The 23659-nt window shown below is 48.2% G+C and carries 22 protein-coding genes and 4 tRNA genes; 12 read left to right on the top strand and 14 right to left on the bottom strand.

What is annotated here, in order from left to right:
* Genes QWF21_RS01520 through QWF21_RS01530 form a run of 3 tightly spaced genes read right to left on the bottom strand, consistent with a single transcriptional unit; the run spans position 1 to position 3740 of the window.
* Positions 1 to 1104 (bottom strand): glycosyltransferase, encoded by a 1104-nt coding sequence (locus tag QWF21_RS01520; RefSeq protein ID WP_330086267.1) that lies wholly within the window; start codon positions 1102 to 1104, stop codon positions 1 to 3.
* Positions 1094 to 2302, bottom strand: a complete 1209-nt coding sequence (locus tag QWF21_RS01525; RefSeq protein WP_330086268.1) for a TIGR04063 family PEP-CTERM/XrtA system glycosyltransferase — start codon at positions 2300 to 2302, stop codon at positions 1094 to 1096. Before QWF21_RS01525 ends, QWF21_RS01520 begins: the two co-directional genes overlap by 11 nt.
* 28 nt (positions 2303 to 2330) lie before the next feature.
* Positions 2331 to 3740 carry a TIGR03013 family XrtA/PEP-CTERM system glycosyltransferase gene (locus tag QWF21_RS01530; RefSeq protein WP_330086269.1) on the bottom strand — a complete coding sequence of 470 codons (1410 nt, stop codon included), beginning with the start codon at positions 3738 to 3740 and terminating at the stop codon, positions 2331 to 2333.
* Between the two features lie 196 nt (positions 3741 to 3936).
* Here QWF21_RS01530 and QWF21_RS01535 point away from each other — a divergent pair, with 196 nt between their 5' ends.
* From QWF21_RS01535 to QWF21_RS01550, 4 genes are all read left to right on the top strand, one after another.
* Positions 3937 to 4575, top strand: coding sequence for an XrtA/PEP-CTERM system exopolysaccharide export protein (locus QWF21_RS01535; protein ID WP_330086270.1), 639 nt, complete (start codon positions 3937 to 3939; stop codon positions 4573 to 4575).
* Positions 4576 to 4644: 69 nt separating this feature from the next.
* Positions 4645 to 6231 (top strand): XrtA system polysaccharide chain length determinant, encoded by a 1587-nt coding sequence (locus QWF21_RS01540; RefSeq protein WP_330086271.1) that lies wholly within the window; start codon positions 4645 to 4647, stop codon positions 6229 to 6231.
* Positions 6228 to 7148, top strand: coding sequence for an XrtA-associated tyrosine autokinase (locus QWF21_RS01545; RefSeq protein WP_330086272.1), 921 nt, complete (start codon positions 6228 to 6230; stop codon positions 7146 to 7148). The genes QWF21_RS01540 and QWF21_RS01545 overlap by 4 nt, the downstream gene beginning before the upstream one ends.
* Entirely contained in the window at positions 7120 to 8739 is a 1620-nt protein-coding gene (locus QWF21_RS01550; protein ID WP_330086273.1) for a TIGR03016 family PEP-CTERM system-associated outer membrane protein, read from the top strand. The genes QWF21_RS01545 and QWF21_RS01550 overlap by 29 nt, the downstream gene beginning before the upstream one ends.
* Positions 8740 to 8778: 39 nt before the next feature.
* Here QWF21_RS01550 and QWF21_RS01555 read toward each other — a convergent pair whose 3' ends face one another.
* On the bottom strand, positions 8779 to 9795 hold the full coding sequence (locus tag QWF21_RS01555) for an XrtA/PEP-CTERM system-associated ATPase (RefSeq protein ID WP_330086274.1): 1017 nt from the start codon (positions 9793 to 9795) through the stop codon (positions 8779 to 8781).
* A 227-nt stretch (positions 9796 to 10022) separates the two neighbouring features.
* Between QWF21_RS01555 and QWF21_RS01560 the strand changes: the two genes are divergently transcribed.
* From QWF21_RS01560 to QWF21_RS01575, 4 genes are all read left to right on the top strand, one after another.
* A tRNA-Ala gene (locus QWF21_RS01560) sits at positions 10023 to 10098 on the top strand.
* A gap of 15 nt (positions 10099 to 10113) precedes the next feature.
* A tRNA-Glu gene (locus QWF21_RS01565) sits at positions 10114 to 10189 on the top strand.
* A 36-nt stretch (positions 10190 to 10225) separates the two neighbouring features.
* A tRNA-Glu gene (locus QWF21_RS01570) sits at positions 10226 to 10301 on the top strand.
* 22 nt (positions 10302 to 10323) lie between these two features.
* Positions 10324 to 10399: transfer RNA gene (locus tag QWF21_RS01575), tRNA-Glu, on the top strand.
* 140 nt (positions 10400 to 10539) lie between these two features.
* On the opposite strand, the gene QWF21_RS01580 is transcribed toward QWF21_RS01575, so the two are convergent.
* Positions 10540 to 11148, bottom strand: a complete 609-nt coding sequence (locus QWF21_RS01580; protein ID WP_330086275.1) for an arylesterase — start codon at positions 11146 to 11148, stop codon at positions 10540 to 10542.
* On the opposite strand from QWF21_RS01580, the gene QWF21_RS01585 reads away from it, so the two are divergent.
* Together QWF21_RS01585 and QWF21_RS01590 are read left to right on the top strand one after the other, a co-directional pair.
* A complete protein-coding gene (locus QWF21_RS01585) occupies positions 11147 to 11866 on the top strand; it encodes an ABC transporter ATP-binding protein (RefSeq protein WP_330086276.1) in 720 nt (239 codons plus the stop codon). The genes QWF21_RS01580 and QWF21_RS01585 overlap by 2 nt on opposite strands.
* The gene (locus tag QWF21_RS01590; protein ID WP_330086277.1) at positions 11856 to 14336 is read left to right on the top strand and encodes an ABC transporter permease; all 2481 of its coding nucleotides are present in this window, start codon (positions 11856 to 11858) and stop codon (positions 14334 to 14336) included. The genes QWF21_RS01585 and QWF21_RS01590 overlap by 11 nt, the downstream gene beginning before the upstream one ends.
* Before the next feature lie 23 nt (positions 14337 to 14359).
* On the opposite strand, the gene QWF21_RS01595 is transcribed toward QWF21_RS01590, so the two are convergent.
* The gene (locus tag QWF21_RS01595; protein WP_330086278.1) at positions 14360 to 15253 is read right to left on the bottom strand and encodes a TIGR01777 family oxidoreductase; all 894 of its coding nucleotides are present in this window, start codon (positions 15251 to 15253) and stop codon (positions 14360 to 14362) included.
* A 56-nt stretch (positions 15254 to 15309) separates the two neighbouring features.
* Entirely contained in the window at positions 15310 to 15678 is a 369-nt protein-coding gene (gene folX, locus QWF21_RS01600) for a dihydroneopterin triphosphate 2'-epimerase (RefSeq protein WP_330086404.1), read from the bottom strand.
* 74 nt (positions 15679 to 15752) lie between these two features.
* On the opposite strand from folX, the gene QWF21_RS01605 reads away from it, so the two are divergent.
* On the top strand, positions 15753 to 16817 hold the full coding sequence (locus QWF21_RS01605; RefSeq protein ID WP_330086279.1) for an AI-2E family transporter: 1065 nt from the start codon (positions 15753 to 15755) through the stop codon (positions 16815 to 16817).
* Here the strand turns inward: QWF21_RS01605 and QWF21_RS01610 are convergent, their stop codons facing one another.
* From QWF21_RS01610 to QWF21_RS01630, 5 genes are read right to left on the bottom strand one after another with little or no spacing between them, the layout of a single operon-like run.
* Complete coding sequence (locus tag QWF21_RS01610; protein ID WP_330086280.1) at positions 16818 to 17219, bottom strand: lysozyme inhibitor LprI family protein; 402 nt, start codon at positions 17217 to 17219, stop codon at positions 16818 to 16820.
* Between the two features lie 19 nt (positions 17220 to 17238).
* Positions 17239 to 18552 (bottom strand): ATP-binding protein, encoded by a 1314-nt coding sequence (locus QWF21_RS01615; protein WP_330086281.1) that lies wholly within the window; start codon positions 18550 to 18552, stop codon positions 17239 to 17241.
* A 17-nt stretch (positions 18553 to 18569) separates the two neighbouring features.
* Positions 18570 to 19247: a response regulator transcription factor gene (locus QWF21_RS01620; protein ID WP_330086282.1), complete on the bottom strand. Its 678-nt coding sequence runs from the start codon at positions 19245 to 19247 to the stop codon at positions 18570 to 18572.
* Positions 19247 to 19501, bottom strand: coding sequence for a PepSY domain-containing protein (locus QWF21_RS01625; RefSeq protein WP_330086283.1), 255 nt, complete (start codon positions 19499 to 19501; stop codon positions 19247 to 19249). Before QWF21_RS01625 ends, QWF21_RS01620 begins: the two co-directional genes overlap by 1 nt.
* Positions 19502 to 19561: 60 nt before the next feature.
* Complete coding sequence (locus QWF21_RS01630; RefSeq protein ID WP_330086284.1) at positions 19562 to 20074, bottom strand: glycine zipper 2TM domain-containing protein; 513 nt, start codon at positions 20072 to 20074, stop codon at positions 19562 to 19564.
* Between the two features lie 249 nt (positions 20075 to 20323).
* On the opposite strand from QWF21_RS01630, the gene QWF21_RS01635 reads away from it, so the two are divergent.
* Positions 20324 to 20641: a ComEA family DNA-binding protein gene (locus tag QWF21_RS01635; RefSeq protein ID WP_330086285.1), complete on the top strand. Its 318-nt coding sequence runs from the start codon at positions 20324 to 20326 to the stop codon at positions 20639 to 20641.
* Between the two features lie 25 nt (positions 20642 to 20666).
* On the opposite strand, the gene QWF21_RS01640 is transcribed toward QWF21_RS01635, so the two are convergent.
* Both QWF21_RS01640 and putP read right to left on the bottom strand, forming a co-directional pair.
* On the bottom strand, positions 20667 to 21887 hold the full coding sequence (locus tag QWF21_RS01640) for an EAL and HDOD domain-containing protein (RefSeq protein ID WP_330086286.1): 1221 nt from the start codon (positions 21885 to 21887) through the stop codon (positions 20667 to 20669).
* Between the two features lie 152 nt (positions 21888 to 22039).
* Entirely contained in the window at positions 22040 to 23575 is a 1536-nt protein-coding gene (gene putP / locus QWF21_RS01645) for a sodium/proline symporter PutP (RefSeq protein WP_330086287.1), read from the bottom strand.
* Positions 23576 to 23659 lie beyond the last annotated feature (84 nt).

The following is a 23659-nucleotide window of genomic DNA, read 5'->3' on the forward strand; positions in this document are numbered from 1 at the left end:
TCAAATCCTGGCCAGAACGTTCTGAATATTCTGGTGCCAATTAAACCGGGTAGCATGTTGTACAATAACATCTTTTTGCCACGATTTGGTCAGCGCAGCAAGTATAGCTTCAGCTAAAGCCGTACTGGTTTGTGGTTCAACTAAGATCCCGGTTTGCTCTGTAACCACTTCCGGGATGCCGCCAACACGTGTTGCAACAACGGGGGTACCACTGGCGCAGGCTTCAAGCAGCACATTAGGAACACCTTCCCGATAGCTGGGAAGGACAAGCAGTTGTGCTTTACGAATGTGTTCTGCAACTTGATGAATGGGTAAAGCACCATGAAAGGTTACCCGTTTAGCTAGACCATGCTGCAAAACCCGTGTTTTCAGTGCATCGGTTGCCGGGCCCTGGCCAATAAAATGCAAATCACAATCCGTTTCTTTGTGCGCCAGGTGAAAGGCATCCACCAGCTCGAAAACACCTTTGGTATCGAGTAAATTACCAACAAACAAAATCTTTTTATCAGTTGCCCCTGTTGGTTCCGGGTAGAACAGCTCAGCATGGACACCATTGTAATTGGTACAAACGGTATCTTTATCTAGCCCGATGGCAATGAGCTTTTGTTGCAGGGCCTGACTGGCGCAGAATATGGCTTTTGCCTGGCTTAGCCAGGTTGTCATCAGATGCCGGCGCTTCGGATACAGAGTATGCTCGTTGACATCAGTGCCATGAACTTTAACCAGAACAGGGAGCGCCTTGTTTTTGGCATACATCAGGCAAGCGACCGCATCAGGAAACGCCCAGGAAGCAAGCAGGTGCGTTGGTTTTGCCTGGTCAATCCAATATTGCTTTCTGGCAATGGCCCATCGTTGGAACCATGGTGTCAGTGAGCGACCAAAGCCAGGAAGCTGAAAGTAGGGCGCATAACTAATGCTCTCGGTTTCGAGGCATTCATGACGGTGTTTAAGCCATTCACGCCAAGGCACTAAGACCAAAACGCGCAGTGCTACCTGCTGCGCCAACAGCTCAAACTGTTGTTTATTAAAACTGGCTCTGTGAGGCGCCCAGGGCACAGGGTACAAATTGGTAATGGCCAGGATGGAAATAGGCTTATCGCTCACCGATTAAGCTCCGGTAAACTGGCAAATAAGCATTTGCTGTGTTCAGCCAATTGCGCTCATTGTGGACAAAGTCCAGGCCATTGCTGATGAGCTGCTCAAAGAGAGCTGCTTGATCAATGTGGTCTAAGATAGCTTTGGCCAGATCCCCGGCTGAATCTGCTTTAAATAATAAACCTGTTTCCTGGTGACGAATCAGTTCACGATGTCCACCTATATCGGAAGCAAAGACAACTTTGCCTTGCGCCATAGCTTCCAAAGGTTTTAATGGTGTCACCAACTCGGTTAAGCGGATACTTTCGCGCGGAAAAATAAGCGCATCAGCCAGGCTATAGTAGTGACTGACTTGCTCAAATGGCACACGGTCTACAAAGGTAATGACGTCATGGAGTTTGCATTGGGCGACCTGCTGCTTTAATGCGGCCTGCTCATTTCCGCCCCCCACCAATAGCAAATGTATATCAGGACGTTGTTTGCTGATAATGGCCATGGCCTCTACAGCCGTAGCCAAACCTTCGTATTTAAAGAATGAGCCGACAAAGGCAAGCACTTTTTTACCGGTCAACTTAAGCTGCTGTTGCAGCAGTAAATTTGCTTCAGTCAAGGGCTTAAAGCGTTCAATATCAACGGCATTTGGCGTCACAAAAATTTTCTCTGCGGGAATACCCCGCTGGATCAAGTCACTGCGTAAACCTTCACAAATGCAGCTGATGGCATCTACCCGCTCAAACGCCATCTGTTCGATGCGCTTAATCAGTTTATAACGTAGGCTGCCTTCTTTGGTTTTACCTGTATCAACGGCCGCATCTTCCCAGAGAGCCCGAACCTCATAGGTCACCGGAATGCCATATTTTTTTCCTACTCTGCAAGCGGCCAGTGCATTAAACATGGGAGAGTGCGTTTGGATAATATCTGGTTTGTGTTGTTGCACCATTGCATCAATATGCTTAGCCAGGTAACTGACATGGTGCATATAATTGACAAAGGGTATGCGACGTAAGAAAGATGATGAAGCCGGGGTACGCTGATAGCAAACACCATCCACATCCTCTGACAACGCTGAAAATTCTTGGTAGCGCTGACTGGTAAGCTGGACTGTTTCAATGCCCAGCATACGTTGATGACGGATAATGGCGTCTGAACGAAGTGAGTACCCACTGATATTTGGTCGTGAGTATTCGAGTATGTGCAATACTTTCAAGAATAACGCCCTAAGTTTATTTTTATCGTTATCGGCCTTTACCGAACAAAACTATCTCAACGGTGCGCACCAGAATCACCAGATCCAGTAACAAACTACGATGTTTGATGTAATACAAATCAAACTTTAGCTTTTCCAGCGCATCTTCAGTAGTAGAGCCATAGGGGTATTTTAATTGAGCCCAGCCGGTCAGGCCAGGTTTTACATTGTGGCGCTGTGCGTAATAAGGAATGTCTTTTTCCAGCTCACAGACAAACTCCGGGCGCTCCGGGCGGGGACCGACAAAGCCCATTTCACCACGGAACACATTAAAAAGCTGTGGTAATTCGTCAATGCGGTACTTGCGAATAACACGACCCACCCGGGTGACACGATCATCGTCTTTGGTGGCCCACTTGGCTCCACCAGCTTCCGCATCGGTCCGCATGCTACGGAACTTAATGATATGAAAAGGCTTTCCATCGATGCCAACCCGAACTTGCTTGTAAAAAATAGGCGCGCCAGTACGACGACCATCTTCTAAATAGATGAGTAGAGCAGTAATAGCCATAATCGGCCAGGTTAAGGCTAATACGAATAGCCCAAGCAGGAAATTAAGACGGTAATCAAGATTGGTTTTTAACCACTTTTTGTTATCAAACCCATTGGAGTATATCACCCAGCTTGGGTAAATCAGGTTTACCGCAATCTGCCCGGTTTCTTGCTCAATGAAGTCCAAAATTTCTACTACATCAATACCACGGGTTTTGCACTTAAAAAGATGCTCCACCGGCAGCATATTACGTCGTTCGTCACAAGCAATCACCATCTGGTCAATGGCATTCTCCATCACAAATTGAAAGAGGTCTTCTTGTACGTTCAAATCAAGAATGGTTTCATTTTGCAAAGCACCATCTTTGTCGCCATCAACCCGGACAAAACCAACAATCTCGAAATTCCGTCTGTCTACTGTGCGGCGCATGCGTTTTTCGATGATGGAGGCACGTTCACCCGCGCCCAGGATTAGCACCCGACGACGACTTATCCGCGTGACATCATGGTAGTGGAAAAAGGCCCGGAAACTGCTGATCAGAACAATCGAAATCGTGGTAGCAATCAGCATGTACCAGCTATTAATTGCGATGGAGTCAAATAGGTTAAACACCACGACTTCGAGCAGAAATGCACTGAACAACATGGTGATGATAACGCGTTTCAAAACACCGCGATGGCTTTCTCTGAGCTGCTGATCGTAAAGCCCTACAGAGAGCGCACACAGCATAACCACAGATGCGAAAATAGCAGCATTAATCAGGCGAACATCAAAAGGGATTGGGCTGATGAAGTACTGGGACAGGTAGCTGGCAGCAAAGCTGGCAAGTAGCAACAGAGCTAACTCACCGAGCAAAAACAAATGATCAGCAAGCGAATTTTTTCCGTAACCGGTAGCCTTGTTCATAATTAATCGTCCTTGTGCATCCTATGCATTTAATACATCAGAACCTGGCGAGGTAAATTGCAGGCTTTAAAATCTAGCTCACTAAGTATACTATTTCCACTGTGAAACGGAAATAATTTTTTGCATTTCCTACATCACAGCTAAAAAAATACGTTATAGTAGTAGCGCCTGGTTAGGGAATCGAGGGACCAAATCCATGAAAGTAAAACGAATACAAGGAATTCGCGGTGTATTGCTGGCCGCAGTCACGTTTTTTCTTAGCGCCTGTGGCAGCTCCAATAGCTTGCCATCCGCTACTGTCCATGACTCATTAACAACATCGGTCGGAAACTATCAATACCTGGTCGGTCCGGGTGATAGTTTAACAATTTTTGTCTGGCGTAATCCGGAGCTATCCGGTTCCTTTTTGGTGCGCCCTGATGGGATGATTTCAACATCACTGGTTGAAGATATACCGGTAAGTGGTAAAACACCCACCCAAGTCGCTCGTGATATGGAGCAGGTGTTGGGTCAGTTTATCCGGGATCCGATAGTCACTGTTTCTGTTGCTGGTTTCGTTGGGCCTTACAGCGAACAGGTAAGAGTAATTGGTGCGGCCGTAAACCCCAGAGCAGTCAGTTATCGCCAATACATGACTATGCTTGATTTAATGATTCAGGTGGGTGGATTAACTGATTTTGCCAGTGGAAATCGTGCTCAGTTGGTGCGCACAGTGGATGGCCGCCAGGTGAGTTATCGGGTGCGGTTGGATGATTTAATCCGCGATGGTGATATTCGTGCCAACGTCGATATCTTGCCCGGTGATATAGTTATTATTCCTCAAGCCTGGTTTTAAGCCGGGCTTTCATCTGATGGAAAATCACATCGAATTATTGGTTGTATCCGCGAAAGCAGGGAGCTGTACATGAAGGAGCTGAATCTCGCGATTGAGCAATTGATGATCCAGTTGCATGGTATTTGGATCCGTCGACGTTATATTATTATTACTGCCTGGTTGTTATGTCCTATTGGCTGGTACCATGTGTACAAAATGCCACCAGTCTATCAAGCTGAAGCAAGAGTTTATTTTGATACTCAAACCATTCTGGAGCCTTTGTTACGTGGGTTGACGGTGTCTACCAATCAACAGCAGCAGGTGCAGGCATTAGCCCGAACTGTCTTGACGCGGCCAAACCTGGAAAAAGTGGCTCGCCAGGCTGACCTGGACCGTCATGCTCCTACAGCACAGGAGTTTGAGCGTTTGATTGATGGTCTTGAACGGAATATATCACTTCGGTTCAATGCCCGGGGGCGTCAGAGCGACAATATTTATACTCTGCATTACACCAATAGTGATCCTCGTGTGGCTTTGCGTGTTGTGCAGGAAATGCTCAATGTTTTTATTGAAAGCCGGTTAGGGACCAGTAGAGCAGATCAGCTATCTGCAGAGCGTTTTTTAAATCAACAAATTGCAGATTACGAGCGCCGTTTGCTTGCCGCAGAGCGTAAACGCTCAGAGTTTCGACGCAATCAGATGAATGTATTGTCTGGTGGGGAGGCTAGCTATTATGCCCGCATCAGTAATCAGGAATCACAGTTGTCTGCGACCATGTTAGAGATCCAGGAGTTAGAAGTTCGGTTGGAGGGCGCGCGACGTGAGCTGACTAATCTAACTACAATGAGCAGTGAGGGACGCCAACCCAGTACCCAATATGATGCAAGAATTGCAGAGCAGCAAGAGCGGCTGGATGGGTTGTTGATGCGTTTTACCGAAAATCATCCGGATGTGATTGAGACCAGTCGCTTAATTGAGCGGCTGCAGCAGCAGCGGGATGAAGAGTTGGCCATGTTACGCCAGTTGGGTACCAGCGGCAGCAATAACCCTGCGCTGATGCAGAGTGCTTTGTATGAGCGATTGGTTACCACTATTTCTGAGTTGGAAGGTGAAATTGCATCCCGTCAGTTAAGAGCCGGCGCCATTCAAGAGCAGATTGCAACCTTGCGCAGCCGATTGCATTTAATCCCTGAAATCGAAGCTGAATACGCCGCTTTGAATCGGGATTATGAGATCAATAAGTCAAATTATGAAGCCTTGTTGTCCCGCCGTGAAGCTGCAGACATGGCGCGTCGTGTAGATGCTTCGGAGTCGGACTTACAATTTCGTGTTATTGACCCACCCCGGGTACCAATGTTGCCAGCCGGGCCAAACCGCCTGCTGTACTACACCGCAGTGTTACTGCTTGGGGTTGGTGCTGGCATTGGTATAGCTTTACTCCGAAATTTGTTATCACCGGTTCTCACCAACAGATTGCAGTTAAGGGCTATCTCAAGTTACCCGGTTTTTGGTGTTGTGTCGCACACCAATAAAAATGCAATAGTCCGTCAGGTTCGTTTGCACTTTTTGTACTTCGTTTTACTGAGTGGTTTGTTGTTTTCAGCTTATCTTGCTTTAATTGGAAATGAGATATTGGTTGGTCAACCTGCAGCCATGTTGTCGAGGGTTTTGCAATGAGTACCATTGAAAAAGCTGTAAAAAAGCAAAGTGAATTGGATGCACAACAAGAGCAGGGTATAGGCGGCGAAAGCACACAGGAAGCATTGAATGTAGCGAGTAGTAAAGTTGCCGATGAGCGCGCAGACAAAAATCTGCGTCGCGAAGCCTCGGACAAGGCAGAAATGGTACGACAGAGCTACCTGGCAAATGCCACTATTCAGCTTGATTTAGAACATTTGGAGTCGCTGAACTTTGTCTCCCTTAGCCCTGAGCGGCGTATTATTAATGAAGAGTTCCGCTCCATTAAACGTAAATTACTTAACAACGCTTTTGGTGGTTTGAGCAACAGTCTGAAGCATCCGAACCTTATAATGGTGACCAGCTCGAGGCCAGGGGAAGGAAAAACTTTCACAGCGGTCAATCTGGCGCTCAGCATGGCGTTGGAAAAAGATAAAACTGTGCTGTTGGTCGATGCTGATGTGCTGCGGCCGATGGTGGCAAAAACTTTACGCTTTACTACCGAAAATGGTTTAACCGATTACTTATCGACAGATGATCTGAATGTTGAGGATGTATTACTCAGCACCAATATCGATCGTTTGAAAATTATCTCCGCGGGTAAGCCTCATCATTTATCTACCGAGCTACTTGCCAGTGAGAAAATGCTGCAACTTGCAACAGAGTTCGCTACCCGCTACCCGGATAGAGTGGTGATCTTTGATGCTCCACCCTTGCTCGGCGTGAATGAAACATCGGTATTGGCAGCGATGTGTGGCCAGGCCGTGGTGGTAGTGGAAGAGAATCAAACCAAAATTACTGAAATTGATCAGGCTGTGGCATTGCTGCCGGAGGAGTTAGCGGTCGGCTTTGTCATCAATAAAGCGCATCGTAATCAAGGCAAAGGATATGGCTATTACTACAGTAACAGCAACTAAGCCGTTCAAACTCAAGTACAATGTGCTGGCAATGTCGATCATTGCCATTTGCTGTCTACCTTCGGCTTTACGTGCTGATAGCAGCTTCAGTCCGGCATTGGAGCTCAGCTCTCATGGCTATCAGTTGCAATCAGCACCCGCTATGGCAACCGATAAAGGTGCTGCATTGGAAGTGGTACCTTCTATTGGCTGGCGCTATCAAGGACCAAGGATGCAAAGTCGGGTGGATCTGAACCATCAGCGTGTTTGGTATAAGGATAGCCAACGTAGCCCCTACAGCTTGAATGAGTTTGATGCAAGCAATAGCCTCTCAGGCTTTGACCGTCGTTTGGTGTGGACACTGAATGCCAGTCAGAATCACCAAATCCGCGGGGGAGGTGAGGGGGCTGGTTTATTCCAGGATCGCATTACAACAGCGGGAAGTTTAAGTCGAACCAATCGCTATGCCAGCAATCTCCGATTTAGCAATGCCCGCCATAAAGAGGCACAATTCGTACTCAATTTGAGTGCGAATAAACTGGAATCAAGACGGCCTGAGCAAGATGATCTCTTCGGAAATATTGACAATGAGCAGTTTGGCGTCAGCTTTGCAACATCAAAAGCACATCAACACGGTGGGGTGTTTTGGCGTGGTGGTGGCTCAGCTTTTCGAACCCACCGCGATGATAGAGATCGTTTGATAAGGGATAACGGCCAATTACAGATTGGGATCCCGGTATTGCCAGGACTGGCATGGATGCTAAAAGGAAATTATGAGCAAAATAGCATTCAAAACTCAGACTTCACCAATGAATTCAGCTCGGTGGGTACTGGCTTTGAGTGGTACTTTGGTCGGGTTTCTCGGCTTAACTTTACTTACAACACTGTATTAAGTGATAGCGAGCAAGCCGACTTTGTCGGAGCTGACTTTTATCTGGCTCCCTCACGCCGTTCCTCTTTATCTGGTTCCTGGGATAAGCGCTATTTTGGCCGTACCGTACAACTGGCCGGTGATTATCGTCTGCGCTTTTTGACCATGCGTTTATCCTACACCGATCAACTGACCGCCCGTAGCTTTTTAGAGGCTGAGTTGGTGAATCTGGGCATTTTTGTCTGTCCGGATGGGGCGGCTGATATTGGCGATTGTTTTACCCTGCCTGGTCCGGGTTATGAGCCTGCTGCCAATGAACGACTGCAGCAGTTCTTTGATCTTGACTTGAATATTCGGGATGATGTGATTTTAAACCGGCAAGGGGCTTTTGCGCTTGGCTACAACAGGAGCCGGCTAACTAGCAGCCTGGAGCTGTCCAGCAGCGAGCTGCGCTATGTGGAACAAAATCGGGTAGATAGACGACACAATGCCAGCCTGCAGGCCTCCTGGCGTTTAACACCACACAGCCGTTTACGTACAAATGTGCGAGGTTATAAGTACAGCTTTGGGGCAAGTGATCGCGACGATAAAAGCTGGCAATATGAAATCGGCTGGGGACGGGATTTATCATCCGCTTCAGATATCAACCTGACAGCACGACACAGCCGGAGAAGCTCAACTGTCGAGAGCTTTAACTACCGTGAAAACCGCTTGTCAGTAAGCTATATGTATCGCTTTTAAAGCCTCAGCAGCCCGTTAATGACAGTAACGGGCTTTCAATTAATTTTCTTCCGGTGGATGCTTTTTTTGCAAGCTGCTTTGCTGTCTTTGGATCAGTTGGTCCAGCTCTTTGGCAAGTTTTAATTTGGTTTCCAATGAGCTGTCGAGTAGCTGATTGATTTCTGTCAGCATTGCAGATTTGCTGCCATCCTGAGGTGTTGCCTGTAGCTCTTGAGTAGGCTGGGTGGCAGAAAGGGGCGTTAAGTTTGCCACTTCATCCATAATTTCATCAATCACTGCCTGTACATCGGCTGCTTCAATAAAAGGCTTCTCTTCCAAATAGCCGTACAAGAACACTCTGTCCATCAAGGTATTTATTTTACGTGGAATGCCACGGCTAAATCCTTGGATCAAGGGGAAGCAGTTTTCGGCCAGCACAGGCTCAGTGGCACCGGCTTGTCGGATCCGATATTCCACATAAGCACGGGTATCCTCAAGCTGCAAAGGTGTAAGATTACTCGAAGCGATAATGCGCTGGCGGAATTGCTCCATATCTGGAGCTTGTATCACGGCATTTAGTTCATTTTGTCCAAGCAAGAAGCTTTGCAGCAGCGGCTTGCCATCTGCCATAAAGTTGGACAGCATTCGCAGCTCTTCAATGGCTTCCAATGGAAGATTTTGTGCTTCATCCACTAACAGCAGTGCACGCCTGTGTTGAGCGTGCAGGCGCTTTAAAAAGCTACCAATGGCGTCTAAATAAGAAGCTTTGCTTTGCTCGCTAACTACCAGGTTAAAGCTGGAGGCTATCATACGAATTAGGTCGTCCGGTGATAAACGGGACGTCACAATTTGCTTGGCAATGATTTCGTCCTGATTTAACTGGCTAACTAGTTGATTGGCAATGGTAGTTTTACCGGTACCAACATCTCCGGTAATCACGATAAAACCTTCCCCCTGGCTCAGACCGTACTGCAAATAAGCCAAGGCCCTTTTATGCAATTTGCTGGCGAAAAACCAGTTTGGGTTGGGGGTAAGCTGAAAAGGGCGCTCCTTAAACCCGTAGTACTTCTCGTACATAGTCCATTCCTGTGTGAAATCGCAAAAAGTTCCTGATGCAAGTTGCATACTACCACTTTTGCATGAAAGCGTGAACACTGGCCGTAATTTGCTGCAAAATTCAACGTCACGTTTAAAAAATACGCGAACAAAACAAGGTGCTGAAAAAACTGTTGACAGCTGAGAGGGGTATCCCTAGAATGCGCTCCGTGTTCAGCGATAAACCAGTGCGATGAACACGCCCGTGTGGGGCTATAGCTCAGCTGGGAGAGCGCTTGCATGGCATGCAAGAGGTCAGCGGTTCGATCCCGCTTAGCTCCACCAAAGATTTTTTCGTGCGTCCCCTTCGTCTAGAGGCCTAGGACACCGCCCTTTCACGGCGGTAACAGGGGTTCGAATCCCCTAGGGGACGCCAATTAATCTTATCAAGTTGTGCTACTGTTAGTATTGCGTCCCCTTCGTCTAGAGGCCTAGGACACCGCCCTTTCACGGCGGTAACAGGGGTTCGAATCCCCTAGGGGACGCCACTTACAGTCAGCTACTTCCTAAGTCCCCTTCGTCTAGAGGCCTAGGACACCGCCCTTTCACGGCGGTAACAGGGGTTCGAATCCCCTAGGGGACGCCACTTCTTTTTTAATGCTGAATTATGAATTGTGAATGCTGAATTAAGAGCATTGAGTATCCAACATTCAACATTCAACACTCAACATCCAACATCCAACATCCAACATCCAACATCCAACATCCAACATCCAACATCCAACATCATTCTGCCACCAGCCCAGCAAACCAACGCTTCATCTGTTGCTTGATAATAGGCTGCGCCTCACGATTGGGGTGGATACCATCGGGTAGCATCAAATCCTCATTCAATGCAATCTGCTCCATAAAAAATGGCCACAGCGGTAGTTGGTAACGCTCGGCCAGTGCTGGGTAGAGTCCTTCGAACTGGCGGGTATAGCGCGGGCCCAGATTGGGAGGAATACGAATTTGCATCAGTAACACATCAGCACCTTGTGCCTGGCTTAGCTCAATCAGTTGCGTTAAGTTTTGTTCAAGTTGTGCTACCGCAAACCCGCGTAAGCCATCGTTGCCCCCCAGCTCAATCAACACATAATCTGGTTGATGTTGCTCCAGCAGGGCGGGCAAACGGGCCAGGCCACCGGCTGAAGTTTCACCACTGATGCTGGCGTTGATGATCGTAAGCGGCAATTGCTGCGTATCCAACCACTGCTGCGTCAAATACACCCAGCCTTGTTGCTCCTGCATGTTGTAGGCCGCGCTCAGGCTATCACCCAGCAACAACAACCTTTTCGGCTGCGCATAAGTCGTGGTACTGTAAACAACAAACAATAGAATTAAGAATGCACGCATGACGTTATCACCTGAAATTGATATTAAAGCGACCCGTTTAACCAAACGGGTGAAACTCACTGAAGGATCACTGACTATCCTGAATGATTTGCATTTAACAATCAAGCGGGGCGAGTCGGTGGCTATTGTCGGTGCCTCTGGTTCGGGCAAGTCCACCTTGCTCGGCATACTGGCTGGTCTGGATACAGCCAGTGAGGGGGAAGTCTTTCTGGCCGGGCAGCCGCTGCATCAACTGGATGAAGATGCCAGGGCGGGTTTGAGGGCCAGTCATATCGGTTTCGTTTTTCAGTCCTTTTTATTGCTGCCAGGTTTAACCGCACTGGAGAATATCACCTTACCCGCAGAGTTGGCTGGAATTCGTAATGCCAAAGAGCGGGGTCTAGCGCTGTTGGCGCAAGTGGGGCTAGCCGAGCGGCGGGATTTTTATCCAACACAGTTGTCAGGTGGTGAGCAACAGCGGGTTGCTATTGCCAGGGCTTTTATCACGCAACCAAAAATCCTGTTTGCAGATGAGCCTTCTGCCAATCTGGATGAACGAACTGGTTTGCTGGTGGAGGATTTACTATTTAATCTGAATCAGCAACAAGGAACTACCCTGGTGTTGGTAACACACAAGACAGAGTTAGCAGAGCGTTGTCAGCAACAGTATTTGATGCATCATGGCCAGTTGGAGCAACAACTGCAGTCTGAGCTTCAGGAGCAGCGGCATGTGGGCTAGTATTGCCTGGCGTTTATTCTGGCGTGAGCTAAAGCGCGGTGAGCTGTGGGTGATTGCCTTTGCATTGTTTTTGGCTGTATTTTCAGTGGTGATGTTGACCGGCATTACTGAAAGTGTGCGCTCCGCATTGTACCAGCGCAGTGCCAGCTTTCTGGCTGCCGATCTAGTGCTGCGTTCCAGCAGGCCATTTCAGCCGGAGTTAATCGATACGGCCGACAAGTTACAACTGCAACAAGCACAGCAAATGTTGTTTGATTCCATGCTGTTTTCTACAGATGAAATGCAATTGGTGACGGTAAAAGCAGTCTCCAGTGCTTTTCCATTGCGTGGTGAGTTGCTGTTGCGACGTAGTAGCCAGCCTGGGCAGGGCGACCTTGCCAGTTTCCGTCAAGGTGAGATCTGGTTGGAGCCACGCTTGCTGAGTTTATTGGCGGTCAGCCCCGGTGATAGCCTGGAACTTGGCATGGCATCGCTGCTGGTTGCCGGTGTCATTGAAGCGGAGCCCGATGCGCCGCTCAATGTATTTGGCGGTAATCCACGAGTGCTGATGCACCTGGATGATGTAGCCGCAACCGAAGTTGTACAACCTGGCAGTCGTATCGGCTATCGCTACTTGTTTGCCGGCAGTGCTGCGCAACTGGCTGAGCTGCGGCAGCAACTGGATTCGCAGTTGTCGGTGCATGAGCAGTGGCAAGAGCTGGACCCGGAAACCGCCATAGGTGCTGCGATGCAGCGGGCAGAGAGCTTCCTGCTGCTGGCTGGGTTACTCGGTATTGTACTAGCAGCCAGTGCCTCGGCGGTAGCGGCCAATCGCTACCGCCAGCGGCATGCAGAAGCAGTGGCCGTCATTAAAGCGCTGGGAGCAACCACAGCGACTGCCCGTAAAATCTATTGCAGTCACTTGCTGTTGGTAAGTGTTTTCAGTTCAGTGCTGGCGATAGCTACTGGCATTGTATTGGTGGTCTTTATTCAGCAGGGGATCCAACTGTGGATGGAGGATTACCAACCGGCATTTAGCAGCCGCCCATTTGGGATGGGGCTGCTTACTGCATTGATTTGTGCCGGACTTTTTGCTGCCCGACCGGTTTGGCAATTGGCGGCGGTGCCGGCAATAGCTGTGCTACGGCAGTTGCCTGCATGGCGTTTTGATGTCTGGCATCTGGCAACTGGCGCGCTGGCTGTCTGGTTGCTGATGTGGCTATTTAGCCGAGAGCTAGTGCTTAGTCTTATACTGTTCGCTGCTTGTGTGGTGTTTGCCTTGGTGTTGATGGCCTTGGCTGCTGTGCTGGTAAAGGTGGCTAAGCCAATGGCGGCAGGTCAAAGTTCGGCGCTTAAGTTGGCATTGGCCAATTTGCGCCGACGGTTGTGGCAAAATAGCTTCCAGTTGCTGACTTTTAGTATGGCGTTGTTTTTAACCCTACTGTTGTATTTTCTTCGGGTAGAATTGTTGGATCAATGGCAGCAGCAAATCCCTGAAGGTGCACCGAACCAGTTTTTGGTGAATATCTCAGCTGCTGAGCGACCTGGCATAGAAGCCTTTGCTGAGCAGCATCAACTGCAACTGGATGCCTTTTATCCGATCGTTCGCGGTCGTTTGACGGCCACCAATCAGCAACAGCTGCGCCAGAGGGCCAGCAAAGAGGAGGATACAGAACGGTTTGGTGTTGGCCGAGAGTTGAATCTGACCTGGACGGAGCAATTGCCGGCCAATAATAGTGTACTTGCCGGACGTTGGTTTGATGCACAAACGACTGCTGAAGTATCGGTCGAATCCGAGCTGGCAGAGCGTCTTGGCATAGAGCTGGGGGATGAACTTGAATTTTCTATCGGCGGGCGCACAGTATCTGCCAGTGTCAGTAGTATCCGGCTGGTGGATTGGAATACCTTGCAGCCAAATTTCTACATGATCTTAAGTGCCGATTTGCTGGCCGATTTCCCGGCCAGTTATTTGAGCGCTTTTTATCTGGAAGCTGAACGAGCGCAGGTGCTAAACCAGTTAAACCGCGAATTCCCAACGGTGATTGTGCTGAATGTGGATGCCATTATCCAGCAAGTACAGGATATTATTGCCCAGGTTACAATAGCGCTCAGCAGTATTTTGTTGCTGGTTTTTGCCGCTGCAGTCTTGGTATTGGTGGCGCAGGTACAGGCTACTATGGAACAGCGAGAGCAAGAGTTGGCGATTTTACGTACCCTTGGTGCCCGCTATGCTTTTTTACGTAACGCTATGTTGTTGGAATTTGCTGCACTTGGCGCCTTAGCCGGTATTTTGGCAACCGTGCTGGCCGAAGCCGTGTTAGGCGTATTGCAATTCCGCTTATTTGAATTGCCATTTCAGTTGCACTGGAACCTGTGGTGGATTGGTCCTGGTTTTGGCATGCTGGTGGTTACTTTGCTCGGCTGGTGGCAGTTGCGGCAATTGCTTGCCATCCAAAGCTCGGTGTTAATGCGTCGGGCAATTTATTCGTAACGAAAGGGCGCATTGCAGCGCCCCTATAGTTTGAGCTGGAGCAACGCTTCGCGTAAATCCGGGTAGCTGAATTGAAAACCTGCATCCAGCAGTTTTTTAGGATAAACATTCTGGCCATATAGTAGCAAATCGCCCATTTCGCCAAATAATAATCGCACCATAACGGCGGGCATGGGCAAAAAGGCCGGCCGTTTTATACGCTCTGCCAGCAGCTCTGTAAAACGTGCATTTGTCACCGCTTTGGGGGCGGTTGCGTTGACAGGGCCTGATAGTTCACTGTGACTGAGTAAAAAGTCGATTAAGGCTACCATATCATCCAGGTGGATCCAGGACATATACTGGCTACCATCCGCAATGCGACCACCTAAACCCAGCCGAAAAGCTGGCAGCATTTTTTTTAATGCGCCACCGTTGGCGGCCAAAACAATACCAGTGCGCAATAAGCATACTCTGGTGCGTTCACTGGCTGCCCGCTGAGCCAGATTTTCCCACCGCGCACAAATATCATGGCTAAACTCCGGGTAAAAATCCTGGTGATTTTCATCGATGCAACGCTGATCTTGCCGGCCATAATAACCAATAGCCGATCCACTGATAAAAACTGATGGCGGTTTGTGGGCCTGTTGAATTTTTATACTAAGTTGTTCGGTTAATTGCCAGCGACTTTGGCAAATCCTGGACTTCTGTTGTTTGCTCCAGCGCTTGTTGGCGATGGGCTCACCTGCTAAATTGAGCACTGCATCAAAGCGGTTAATATCAACGGCTTCCAGTTGTTCACAGCAAGCAACATCATGGCCAAACAACGATTTCACTCTACCGGCATCACGGCTTAAGACTGTGATTTGATGCTCGGGTAGCCACCGATGAATGATGGCTTGGCCGATCAAACCGGTGCCTCCGGTAATGAATACATTCATAGCGAAATCCTTGTCGATGTTAGCATGATGTTTTATTGTATCTCAGTATAGCGGTATCAGCGCTGTTTGGTCACTGACAAGGTAAGGGATACAGAATCGGCGAAGCGCAGTGCGTGCGGTTTATCAATTTCTACTTCAGCGTACAACACTGAACTGTGCTCGGCGGTAATGGCCAGCACATCGGCAGTGAGTTTTTCCAATAATGAGAAACGATTGTCTTCAACAAACTGGATGATTCGTTTTGTAATGGTACGATAATTAAGTGCTTTGCTCATATCGTCACTGTTTGCTGCCGCATCGGCCAGGTATTGAATTTTGGCGTTGATTACGACATCCTGCTTGTTGTTGATTTCGTCCTCGTTGATACCGATGTAGGTACGCAGCCGCAGATTTTTAATGCGAATAATCGCCGGGTTTAATTCCATCATTGAAGAATCCTGGTTGTTTTTATTCATTACGTTTATTAGGCCTTTCCCGATCAAAGAATGCAAGGATGTTTATGACAACTGCTCCTGAATCTAACGCGACCCGAGTCCTGGTAGCTTGTGCCGCGCTGGTTATTGTCCTGGCAGGCATCAAAGCGGCAGCCGCCATTGTGGTGCCTTTTTTACTGGCACTTTTTATCGCCATCATATGCAGTCCACTGATTCAGCTATTGCATCGCTGGCATCTGCCCAAGCTGGCTGCTATTGGTTTGGTTATAGTGCTTATACTGGTGTTTGGAACTTTCTTTGCGACCATTGTAGGCCAGTCGCTAACGGATTTGACCCGGAATATGCCTGAGTATCAGGCCAGGTTAAATGGAGTGGTTTTACAACTGCTGAGTTGGTTGGCAGATTATCATTTAGTGGTAGAACCACGGCAAGTGCTAAGCCAGATTAATCCCGGTTCAGCCATGACGTTAGCGACCAATCTATTAGCTGGCTTGGGAACCATGCTGACCAATACACTTTTAATTCTGTTAATTGTGGTTTTTATGTTGTTGGAGGCGCACAGTATTCCTGCCAAAATCCAGCTGGGAATGACCAATCCTGAGCATCGTCTGGCCCAGGTGCAGCGCTTTTTAGGCTCAGTAAATCGCTATATCGCTATCAAAACCTTGATGAGCGCCCTGACTGGTATGGTGGTTGGTATTTTACTTTGGTTGCTCGGTGTGAGTTATCCGCTGTTGTGGGGGATGTTGGCATTCTTATTAAATTACATTCCAAATATTGGTTCCATTATTGCTGCTGTGCCTGCGGTTCTAATCGCATTGGTTGACGGAGGCCTGAGCCTGGCGGTGGGAACCACACTAGTCTTTGTGGCAGTCAATCTGGTGATAGGCAATATGCTTGAGCCCAGACTGATGGGGCGAGGACTGGGGTTATCGACTCTGGTGGTGTTTTTGTCGTTGATTTTCTGGGGCTGGATGTTGGGGACTGTTGGTATGCTGCTAAGTATCCCCTTGACCATGATTGTGAAAATTGGCTTGGAAAATAGCCCGAATGGCCGTTGGATTGCGGTATTGCTGGATTCTGAAGAACAAACCCAGCTGCGCGATGATTTGGATGACAAACTGGTTTAATTATTGTGCTACCAGCGCTTCCAGTTGCTCAGCTCGCTGCTTAATTAATTGCAGCTGGCAGCGTTTGTAAAGCGCTGCCCCTAGTTGCACATCGGGGAGTTGCAACTGATATTGCCAGCGGCATTGCTGCTCTTTTAATTGCTGAAAACTTTGCTGCGAGCTTTTGAAGCTGTTGTAGGCGGCAGGCCGGCCTGTACGTTGGCGGTGCTGTTGCAGTACAAACTCATGGTGTTGCTCCCATTGGGCTAAGGTTCGTCTGGACTTCACCAACTCCTGATCGTAGCAACTGAGCTGTTGTTGGTAGCGTTGTTGCTGGCTGCCACTTTCCGGCCAGGGGCAGAGTTCTTCAATCGCTGCTGTATGCAAGCTCACCGAGAGCAGGGTAACGCTAAGCATGTTCATACCGACCTCGTATTGAAACTCAGATATCTGGAAAGCTCAGATGAAAACGGGCACCGCCAAGTTCACTGTCGCTGATCGCTAACACCCCATTATAGGAGCTGACCAGCTCGGCGACAATGGATAAGCCTACACCATGACCTTCCTGGTAGGTATCCAGCCGGGTACCGCGTTGGAATAATTGCTGGCGACGATCTTTAGGAATGCCCGGACCATCATCTTCTACTATCAGCGTAAAAGGATGGCTACTTACTTGCAACCGCACTTTCTGATCGCAAGCCTTGCACGCATTGTCGAGCAAATTACCCAGTATTTCCATCATATCGGTTTCATCGCCTTTAAATGCCATGTCATCCGGGCACTCGACTTCAATCTGACAGCCCTTATGCTGGTATATTTTACCAAGCGCTTTCACCAGTTTTTCCAGCACCGGCTTTAATGAAATTTGTTTTTTCCAGACATCCTGGCCTGAGCTGCTGGCGCGTTTGAGCTGATGATCGATCATGGCGCCAATCCGATCCAATTGCTCTTTCAGCTCGGGCTGCTCACTTAGCGAGGATGTATGCAAAACAGCCAATGGCGTTTTTAAGGCATGAGCCAGATCACTCAGGTGATGACGGTAACGTTGTTTCTGGCGGTTCTGGCTGGCTAGCAAGAGGTTTAAATCTTCTTTTAGCGCCATCAGCTCGGTAGGGTAGTTACCGCTCAGCTGTTCTTGCTTGCCGCTTTCTACCCGGCGGATTTCATGATCCAACATAGATAAAGGGCGGGTGGTCCAGCGATAGGCCAACAGCATCACCAGTAAAAGAACTAACGCGATTCCCAGATACCAGCGGATCAAGGTATGCAAAAAACTCTGATGTGCGGTATTCAGTAAATGATCTGCTTGCACTACATGAACTGTTAGGGGAATCGTACGTTCCCCTTGATCAAACAACAGGGCGATCGACAGCACCCAATATTTGTGACCGTGTTGCAGATCCGCTCTAAAGTCACTTTTACCTGGTAATAACTGCAACAATTCAGGTTCAAATTGCTGGGTAATGGATGAATCTGACTGCCAGAGCACATCCTGTTCACTGGTGATAAAAGCACTTAAGCCGGAGTTTGGTCTGGAAAAGTCTGGAGCCAGTGCTACATTACTAAGCTGGACTTTGTTCTCAGATACCTGGATCTCAGATAAAATAGCATACAGATGCACTTCAAGCTTTTGCTCGGTATTCGTGACCAACTGGGTATAAAAAGCGCGCTCAATCGCCAGAAATGAGCTGGGCAGCAGAAAGGCGAACAGCAGGAGGCTGATCAACCCCTGCCGCAGCTTAAGGGATAAGGTCATAGCGAATCGATACTTAGTCAGTTGACCGACAGGGTAAAGCGATAACCCCGGCCCCGCAACGTTTCTATCGGTTTTAACTCGGCTTCAGGATCCAGTTTTTTACGCAATCGCAGTACAAACACCTCGATCACATTGCTGTCCAAATCGAAGTCCTGATCATAGATGTGTTCGGTCAACTCAGTTTTCGAAATCACTTTATTTGGATTCATCATAAAGTATTCAAGCACTTTGTATTCATAAGCGGTCAAACTTATTTCTTGCTCATGTAGCCAAACTTGTTGAGTACGGCTGTTCAGAGCCACCGGTCCGGCAGATAAGGTTGGATCTGGTTGACCTGCTGCACGCCGGATCAAAGCATTGCAGCGGGCCAGCAACTCTTCCATATGAAAAGGTTTGGTCAGATAATCATCAGCACCTGCATCCAGCCCTTCGACTTTTTCCTGCCAGCTGCCACGGGCAGTCAGAATAATAATCGGAGTTTTGATGTCCTTTTTACGCGCTTTGCGTATCAGGCTCAGGCCGTCCAGATGAGGTAATCCCAAATCTATGATAGCCAGATCATAGGGGTATTCACTGATCTTAAAATCACCGTCACGGCCATCAAAAGCCATATCCACACTAAACTGTTGTTCCGTCAGGTGGTTGCGGATCTGGTTAGCCAGTAATTGCTCGTCTTCTACTACTAAAATTCGCATTAGCGATCATCCCTTGTAACGCGCCCGGTTCTGCCATCGACCACCAAAGTGACCACGCGGCCATCCCGCTGTAAAACCCGGATACGGTAATTCTGCTGCTCTGTTTTTACATTGAGCACCCTTCCCGGGTAACTTTGAACTGCAAGCTCAGTGGCCTGCTCTTTGCTGATACCTGAGCCAGTTGCGGCAACATGCTGAACTGGCAACAGTGAAAGTAAGACAACCAAAAACAGGATTGTTGTACTACGTAACATGGTTAGCTCCACAAAATTGTCAGATGATTGTCTTGCATCCTGGGTTGATGTCCTAGTTGATTAGTAACCGGGTCGCACACTGACCTGTACTGGTAATCGTGGTCCCGGATCATAATCCAGCATGGTTGTGTAGTGACGACCACGCAAGCTGTAACTGACTTCATAGCCATCTAATACATTGTGGTACTGTACCGAACTCTGCACAACCCGGCAACGTTCTTGATAGACGGTTCTGGGTTGATTGTTATGACGTTGCACATCACTGACCACAGCTCCACCCAATACGGCACCAGCAGCCATACCAACCCGCTTGTTGCTTTTGTTGCGGCCTATCGCATGGCCAAGAGCACCTCCCGCAATAGCACCTAACACAACCGGGGTGGTGTCAGTACGCTGGTTGCCACGATAGTGAACAGCTTCAGTATGGCAGACCTGCTGTGGGCTATGGCTTGCAACCGTGCGGTATATGGGTTCCACCTTCGTCACTCTGGCATACTCAAGGTGTTGCGTATGCGCTAGGGCGGAGCCGGCAACCAGGCTGGATAAAGCGGCAAAGACAGGGAGCATTTTCATCATAAGCACCTCGCGTAATCTACTTTATCAGCTTAGAAGGTGCATGCTTAATTTTGGCTGAATCATGCAGTAAAAATATCATCTTTCCGTGTGAAAAAAAATTGATCTATTTATTTTTGTTGTTATATTAATTTAACCTGGTTAACTTAATGGTTGCTGAAAGTGATTTATCTTGTGTTTCCAGGTTGCAAGAGTCGGTAATTGCTTTGCTTTCGGGCAGTGCAGCAACCTTAAATGGAGTTTAAAATTATGAAAACATTTGTATTTGCTTTTTCTATGATGGTAGTTGCTCTGGTTAGTCATCAGTTGTTCGCTTTGGAGGCGAAGCCTCAGCACAGTATGAATAAGGCTCAGAGCGTGGCTGCGGTACAAAAAATTAGTCTCAATACTGCCAGCGCTGAGCAATTGGCCTTGATACCAGGTATTGGTGAGCAAAAAGCCGCTGCTATCCAGCAGTACATAGCCGAGCATGGTGCTATCCGTAATGAGCAACAGTTAACTGAAGTTCGTGGCATTGGCCCCAAACTGGCTGCCCAAATGGCGAATTATGTCCGTTTTGACGACTAAGCTCTGTGTGATAAATGATGGGGTATTAGCTGTCCCCCATCACTCTCATTTGCTCATTAGCCCAATAAATAGCTTCATGATAGGCATCGGGTACTTTATCTGCAGGTAGCTGCAATGCCTTGATTAAAAGGCTGGCTTGTTGCCAATCGGCATGTTCATACAATTGCATCAGTTGCATATAGTCGGCTAAAACGCCTTCACCTGCTACCAGGGCGTCTTTGATATCTTTTGCCAAAGGCAGTTTCTGCATCACCGACTCGATGGATTCGTCTAATAATGCATCCATCAAAGACATCATGCCGGTCAGGTAGGCCTTTGAACAGTCTGAACCATGTAATTTTGCCAACCCTTCGGCAAATTTGGCTCTGGTCATGGATAAGCGCATCAACTCTGCCGGTTTATCGCTGCTTATCTGGGCAGTGAACAACAGAGATAGAAATTTTTTCAACTCATTTTGACCTAATATCACCAAGGCTTGCTTAATGGTTGCTACTTCGGTGCGGCGCTTAAAAATAGCCGAGTTGCTGTAGCGTAACAGCTTGTAGGACAGGCTGACATCGCGCTCAAAAATAGCAGTGATACTGCCTAGATCAATTTCTGGTTTAGAGGTTTCGTACAGCAGTTCGGCCAAGGTCATTTGGGCCGGTGACAGTGCTTTGGTTTGCATCATTTCCGGCTTGGAAAAGAAAAAGCCCTGGAAGTAATCAAAGCCAAGCTCGAGAGCTATTTCAAACTGTTGATTTGTTTCCACCTTTTCTGCTAAAAGCTTGATGTGAGGATAGTCTGTAATGGCTTGTTTTATGGTCTGAATTGTATCGACGCTGGTGGTAAGGAAATCGATTTTGATAATATCAATAAAAGGGTAAAAGTGCCGCCAGACACTCTGGTGTTCATAGTCATCCAGCGCCAGGGTATAACCTTCTTTTTTGAGTTGCTGGCACTCGGCAAGTAGGCGTTTGCCAGGCTGGATGGTTTCGAGGATCTCGATCACCACCTGCTCTTTGGGCAACATGGCTGGGTATTTTTTTTGAATGGTATCCAGAGTGAAATTAATAAAGCCCAGTTTGTCATCCAGAAAATCTTCAATGCTAAAGGAAAACTGACTGCCTTCGATCATTTTTGAGGTGGCTTCATCACCATCAATGTCTGGAAAAACATTGTCGAGACTATCGCGGAATAGCAATTCGTAAGCAAAAAGCTTTTTGTCTCTATCCAGGATGGGTTGGCGTGCAGCATAGAAATACATAGGTGCTGTGTTCCTTTCATTCGGTGCGGCCAGTTAACAATGGCTGATGTATCTTAAAGTTAAGTTAGTTTATAGCTGGTTGAGTTGGGTGAAACAAGAGAAAAATACAACCAAAGTTGAGTGCCCTGAGCGAAAGCTCAGGGCATGGGGACTTAGTCCATATCGGTTTTAAGACGACGCTCCATTTTGTCAAAATCCTGCAGGATGCTGGCAGAGGGTTCAGCCGACAGTTTGCTAACCAACACTATGGTGATGGCACTGAGCAAGGTGCCTGGAACGATTTCGTACACATAGCTGCTCAGCGTTTCACCGGCAATGGTTATCGGGGCATAGATCCAAAACAGTACTGTGCCAGCACCAACCAGCATGCCGCTTAAAGCACCGGCATAAGTCATTCGTTTCCAATACAGGCTGAAGATAATCAGTGGACCAAAGGCCGCGCCAAAGCCAGCCCAGGCATTACCAACCTGTGACAGCAAGTTTTGACTTGGATTCAGCGACAGAGCTATCGCCACTGCCGCAACGATCACCACTGAAATCCGACCCACCAATACCTGCTCACTATCGGATGCATCACGACGCATAAAGGCCAGATAGAAGTCTTTGGTCAGTGAGCTGGATGTCACCAGCAACTGAGATGAAATGGTACTCATGATAGCTGCCAGGATGGCTGCTAGCAGGAAACCCCCAACCAACGGGTGAAACAGGATTTGTGACAACACAATAAAGATGGTTTCTGAGTCTGCTAGCTGACCATGTTCATCCAGGTATGCCGCGGGTCCTAAATTGCCTGTCTGGGTAGCCATATAGACTGCACCAATAATACCGGTCAGCATGGCACCAATCAGGGCAATGATCATCCAGCTCATACCAATACGGCGCGCCATCTTAAAGTCTTTAATGGAGCGAATCGCCATAAAACGTACGATAATGTGTGGCTGCCCAAAATAACCCAAACCCCAGGCCAGCAACGAAATTACACCTAGCACAGTAGCACCATGCAATGGGTTGAGCATGGGCTGATCCATCCGGGCAATTTCCTGCATCACGGGCTCGGAGCCACCTAAAATGATGAAAGCGGCTACCGGTACCATGATAAGTGCAATAAACATGATGCAGCCTTGCACAAAGTCAGTCATGCTCACCGCCAGAAAGCCTCCGAATAAAGTATAGGCAACCACTACGCCAGCAGTAATCAATAAACCAGTCTCATAATTCAGACCAAAGGCATTCAGGAACAAGGTACCCCCAGCATAAACACCTGCCGCCGTATAGAGCGTAAAGAAGACGATAATGACTACTGCTGATACCAGTCGCAGCGCCCGGCTTTGATCGTTAAAGCGATTCTCAAAGTAATCGGGCAGGGTGATGGAATCTTTGGCAACATGGGTATAAGTACGAAGGCGCGGTGCTACAATCAAATAGTTTAAATAGGCGCCCACCGTCAGGCCGATGGCAATCCATACCTCGGAAAAACCCGCGACAAAAAATGCGCCGGGTAACCCCATAAGCATCCAGCCGCTCATATCGGAGGCTCCGGCGGATAAGGCTGTCACCCCAGGGCCGAGCTGGCGGCCGCCCAGCATATAGCCGGAAACATCACTGGTAGAGGTGCGGTAGGCGTATAGCCCGATGCCAAGCATGGCAAGAAAATAGATGGCGAGGGAAATAAGCGTGCCTGTTTCCAAAGTAAACTCCTGTTATTTGCATAAACACTGTTGTTGTAGTTCTACTGCAAGTGCTCATGCTAACAAGCTATGCATGGAAGTACC

Source organism: Alkalimonas mucilaginosa (assembly GCF_036327005.1).
Lineage (GTDB): Bacteria > Pseudomonadota > Gammaproteobacteria > Enterobacterales > Alteromonadaceae > Alkalimonas > Alkalimonas mucilaginosa.

Excerpts from the sequence above, each read along its gene's own strand:
- QWF21_RS01640 (WP_330086286.1), bottom strand. The coding sequence starts at position 21,887 with ATGTATTTCTATGCTGCACGCCAACCCATCCTGGATAGAGACAAAAAG.
- QWF21_RS01605 (WP_330086279.1), top strand. The coding sequence starts at position 15,753 with ATGACAACTGCTCCTGAATCTAACGCGACCCGAGTCCTGGTAGCTTGT.
- QWF21_RS01550 (WP_330086273.1), top strand. The coding sequence starts at position 7,120 with ATGGCTATTACTACAGTAACAGCAACTAAGCCGTTCAAACTCAAGTAC.
- QWF21_RS01540 (WP_330086271.1), top strand. The coding sequence starts at position 4,645 with ATGAAGGAGCTGAATCTCGCGATTGAGCAATTGATGATCCAGTTGCAT.
- folX (WP_330086404.1), bottom strand. The coding sequence starts at position 15,678 with ATGGAATTAAACCCGGCGATTATTCGCATTAAAAATCTGCGGCTGCGT.
- QWF21_RS01620 (WP_330086282.1), bottom strand. The coding sequence starts at position 19,247 with ATGCGAATTTTAGTAGTAGAAGACGAGCAATTACTGGCTAACCAGATC.
- QWF21_RS01585 (WP_330086276.1), top strand. The coding sequence starts at position 11,147 with ATGACGTTATCACCTGAAATTGATATTAAAGCGACCCGTTTAACCAAA.
- QWF21_RS01630 (WP_330086284.1), bottom strand. The coding sequence starts at position 20,074 with ATGAAAATGCTCCCTGTCTTTGCCGCTTTATCCAGCCTGGTTGCCGGC.
- QWF21_RS01530 (WP_330086269.1), bottom strand. The coding sequence starts at position 3,740 with ATGAACAAGGCTACCGGTTACGGAAAAAATTCGCTTGCTGATCATTTG.
- QWF21_RS01625 (WP_330086283.1), bottom strand. The coding sequence starts at position 19,501 with ATGTTACGTAGTACAACAATCCTGTTTTTGGTTGTCTTACTTTCACTG.
- QWF21_RS01635 (WP_330086285.1), top strand. The coding sequence starts at position 20,324 with ATGAAAACATTTGTATTTGCTTTTTCTATGATGGTAGTTGCTCTGGTT.
- QWF21_RS01610 (WP_330086280.1), bottom strand. The coding sequence starts at position 17,219 with ATGAACATGCTTAGCGTTACCCTGCTCTCGGTGAGCTTGCATACAGCA.
- QWF21_RS01545 (WP_330086272.1), top strand. The coding sequence starts at position 6,228 with ATGAGTACCATTGAAAAAGCTGTAAAAAAGCAAAGTGAATTGGATGCA.
- QWF21_RS01535 (WP_330086270.1), top strand. The coding sequence starts at position 3,937 with ATGAAAGTAAAACGAATACAAGGAATTCGCGGTGTATTGCTGGCCGCA.
- QWF21_RS01595 (WP_330086278.1), bottom strand. The coding sequence starts at position 15,253 with ATGAATGTATTCATTACCGGAGGCACCGGTTTGATCGGCCAAGCCATC.
- QWF21_RS01615 (WP_330086281.1), bottom strand. The coding sequence starts at position 18,552 with ATGACCTTATCCCTTAAGCTGCGGCAGGGGTTGATCAGCCTCCTGCTG.
- QWF21_RS01555 (WP_330086274.1), bottom strand. The coding sequence starts at position 9,795 with ATGTACGAGAAGTACTACGGGTTTAAGGAGCGCCCTTTTCAGCTTACC.
- QWF21_RS01580 (WP_330086275.1), bottom strand. The coding sequence starts at position 11,148 with ATGCGTGCATTCTTAATTCTATTGTTTGTTGTTTACAGTACCACGACT.
- QWF21_RS01590 (WP_330086277.1), top strand. The coding sequence starts at position 11,856 with ATGTGGGCTAGTATTGCCTGGCGTTTATTCTGGCGTGAGCTAAAGCGC.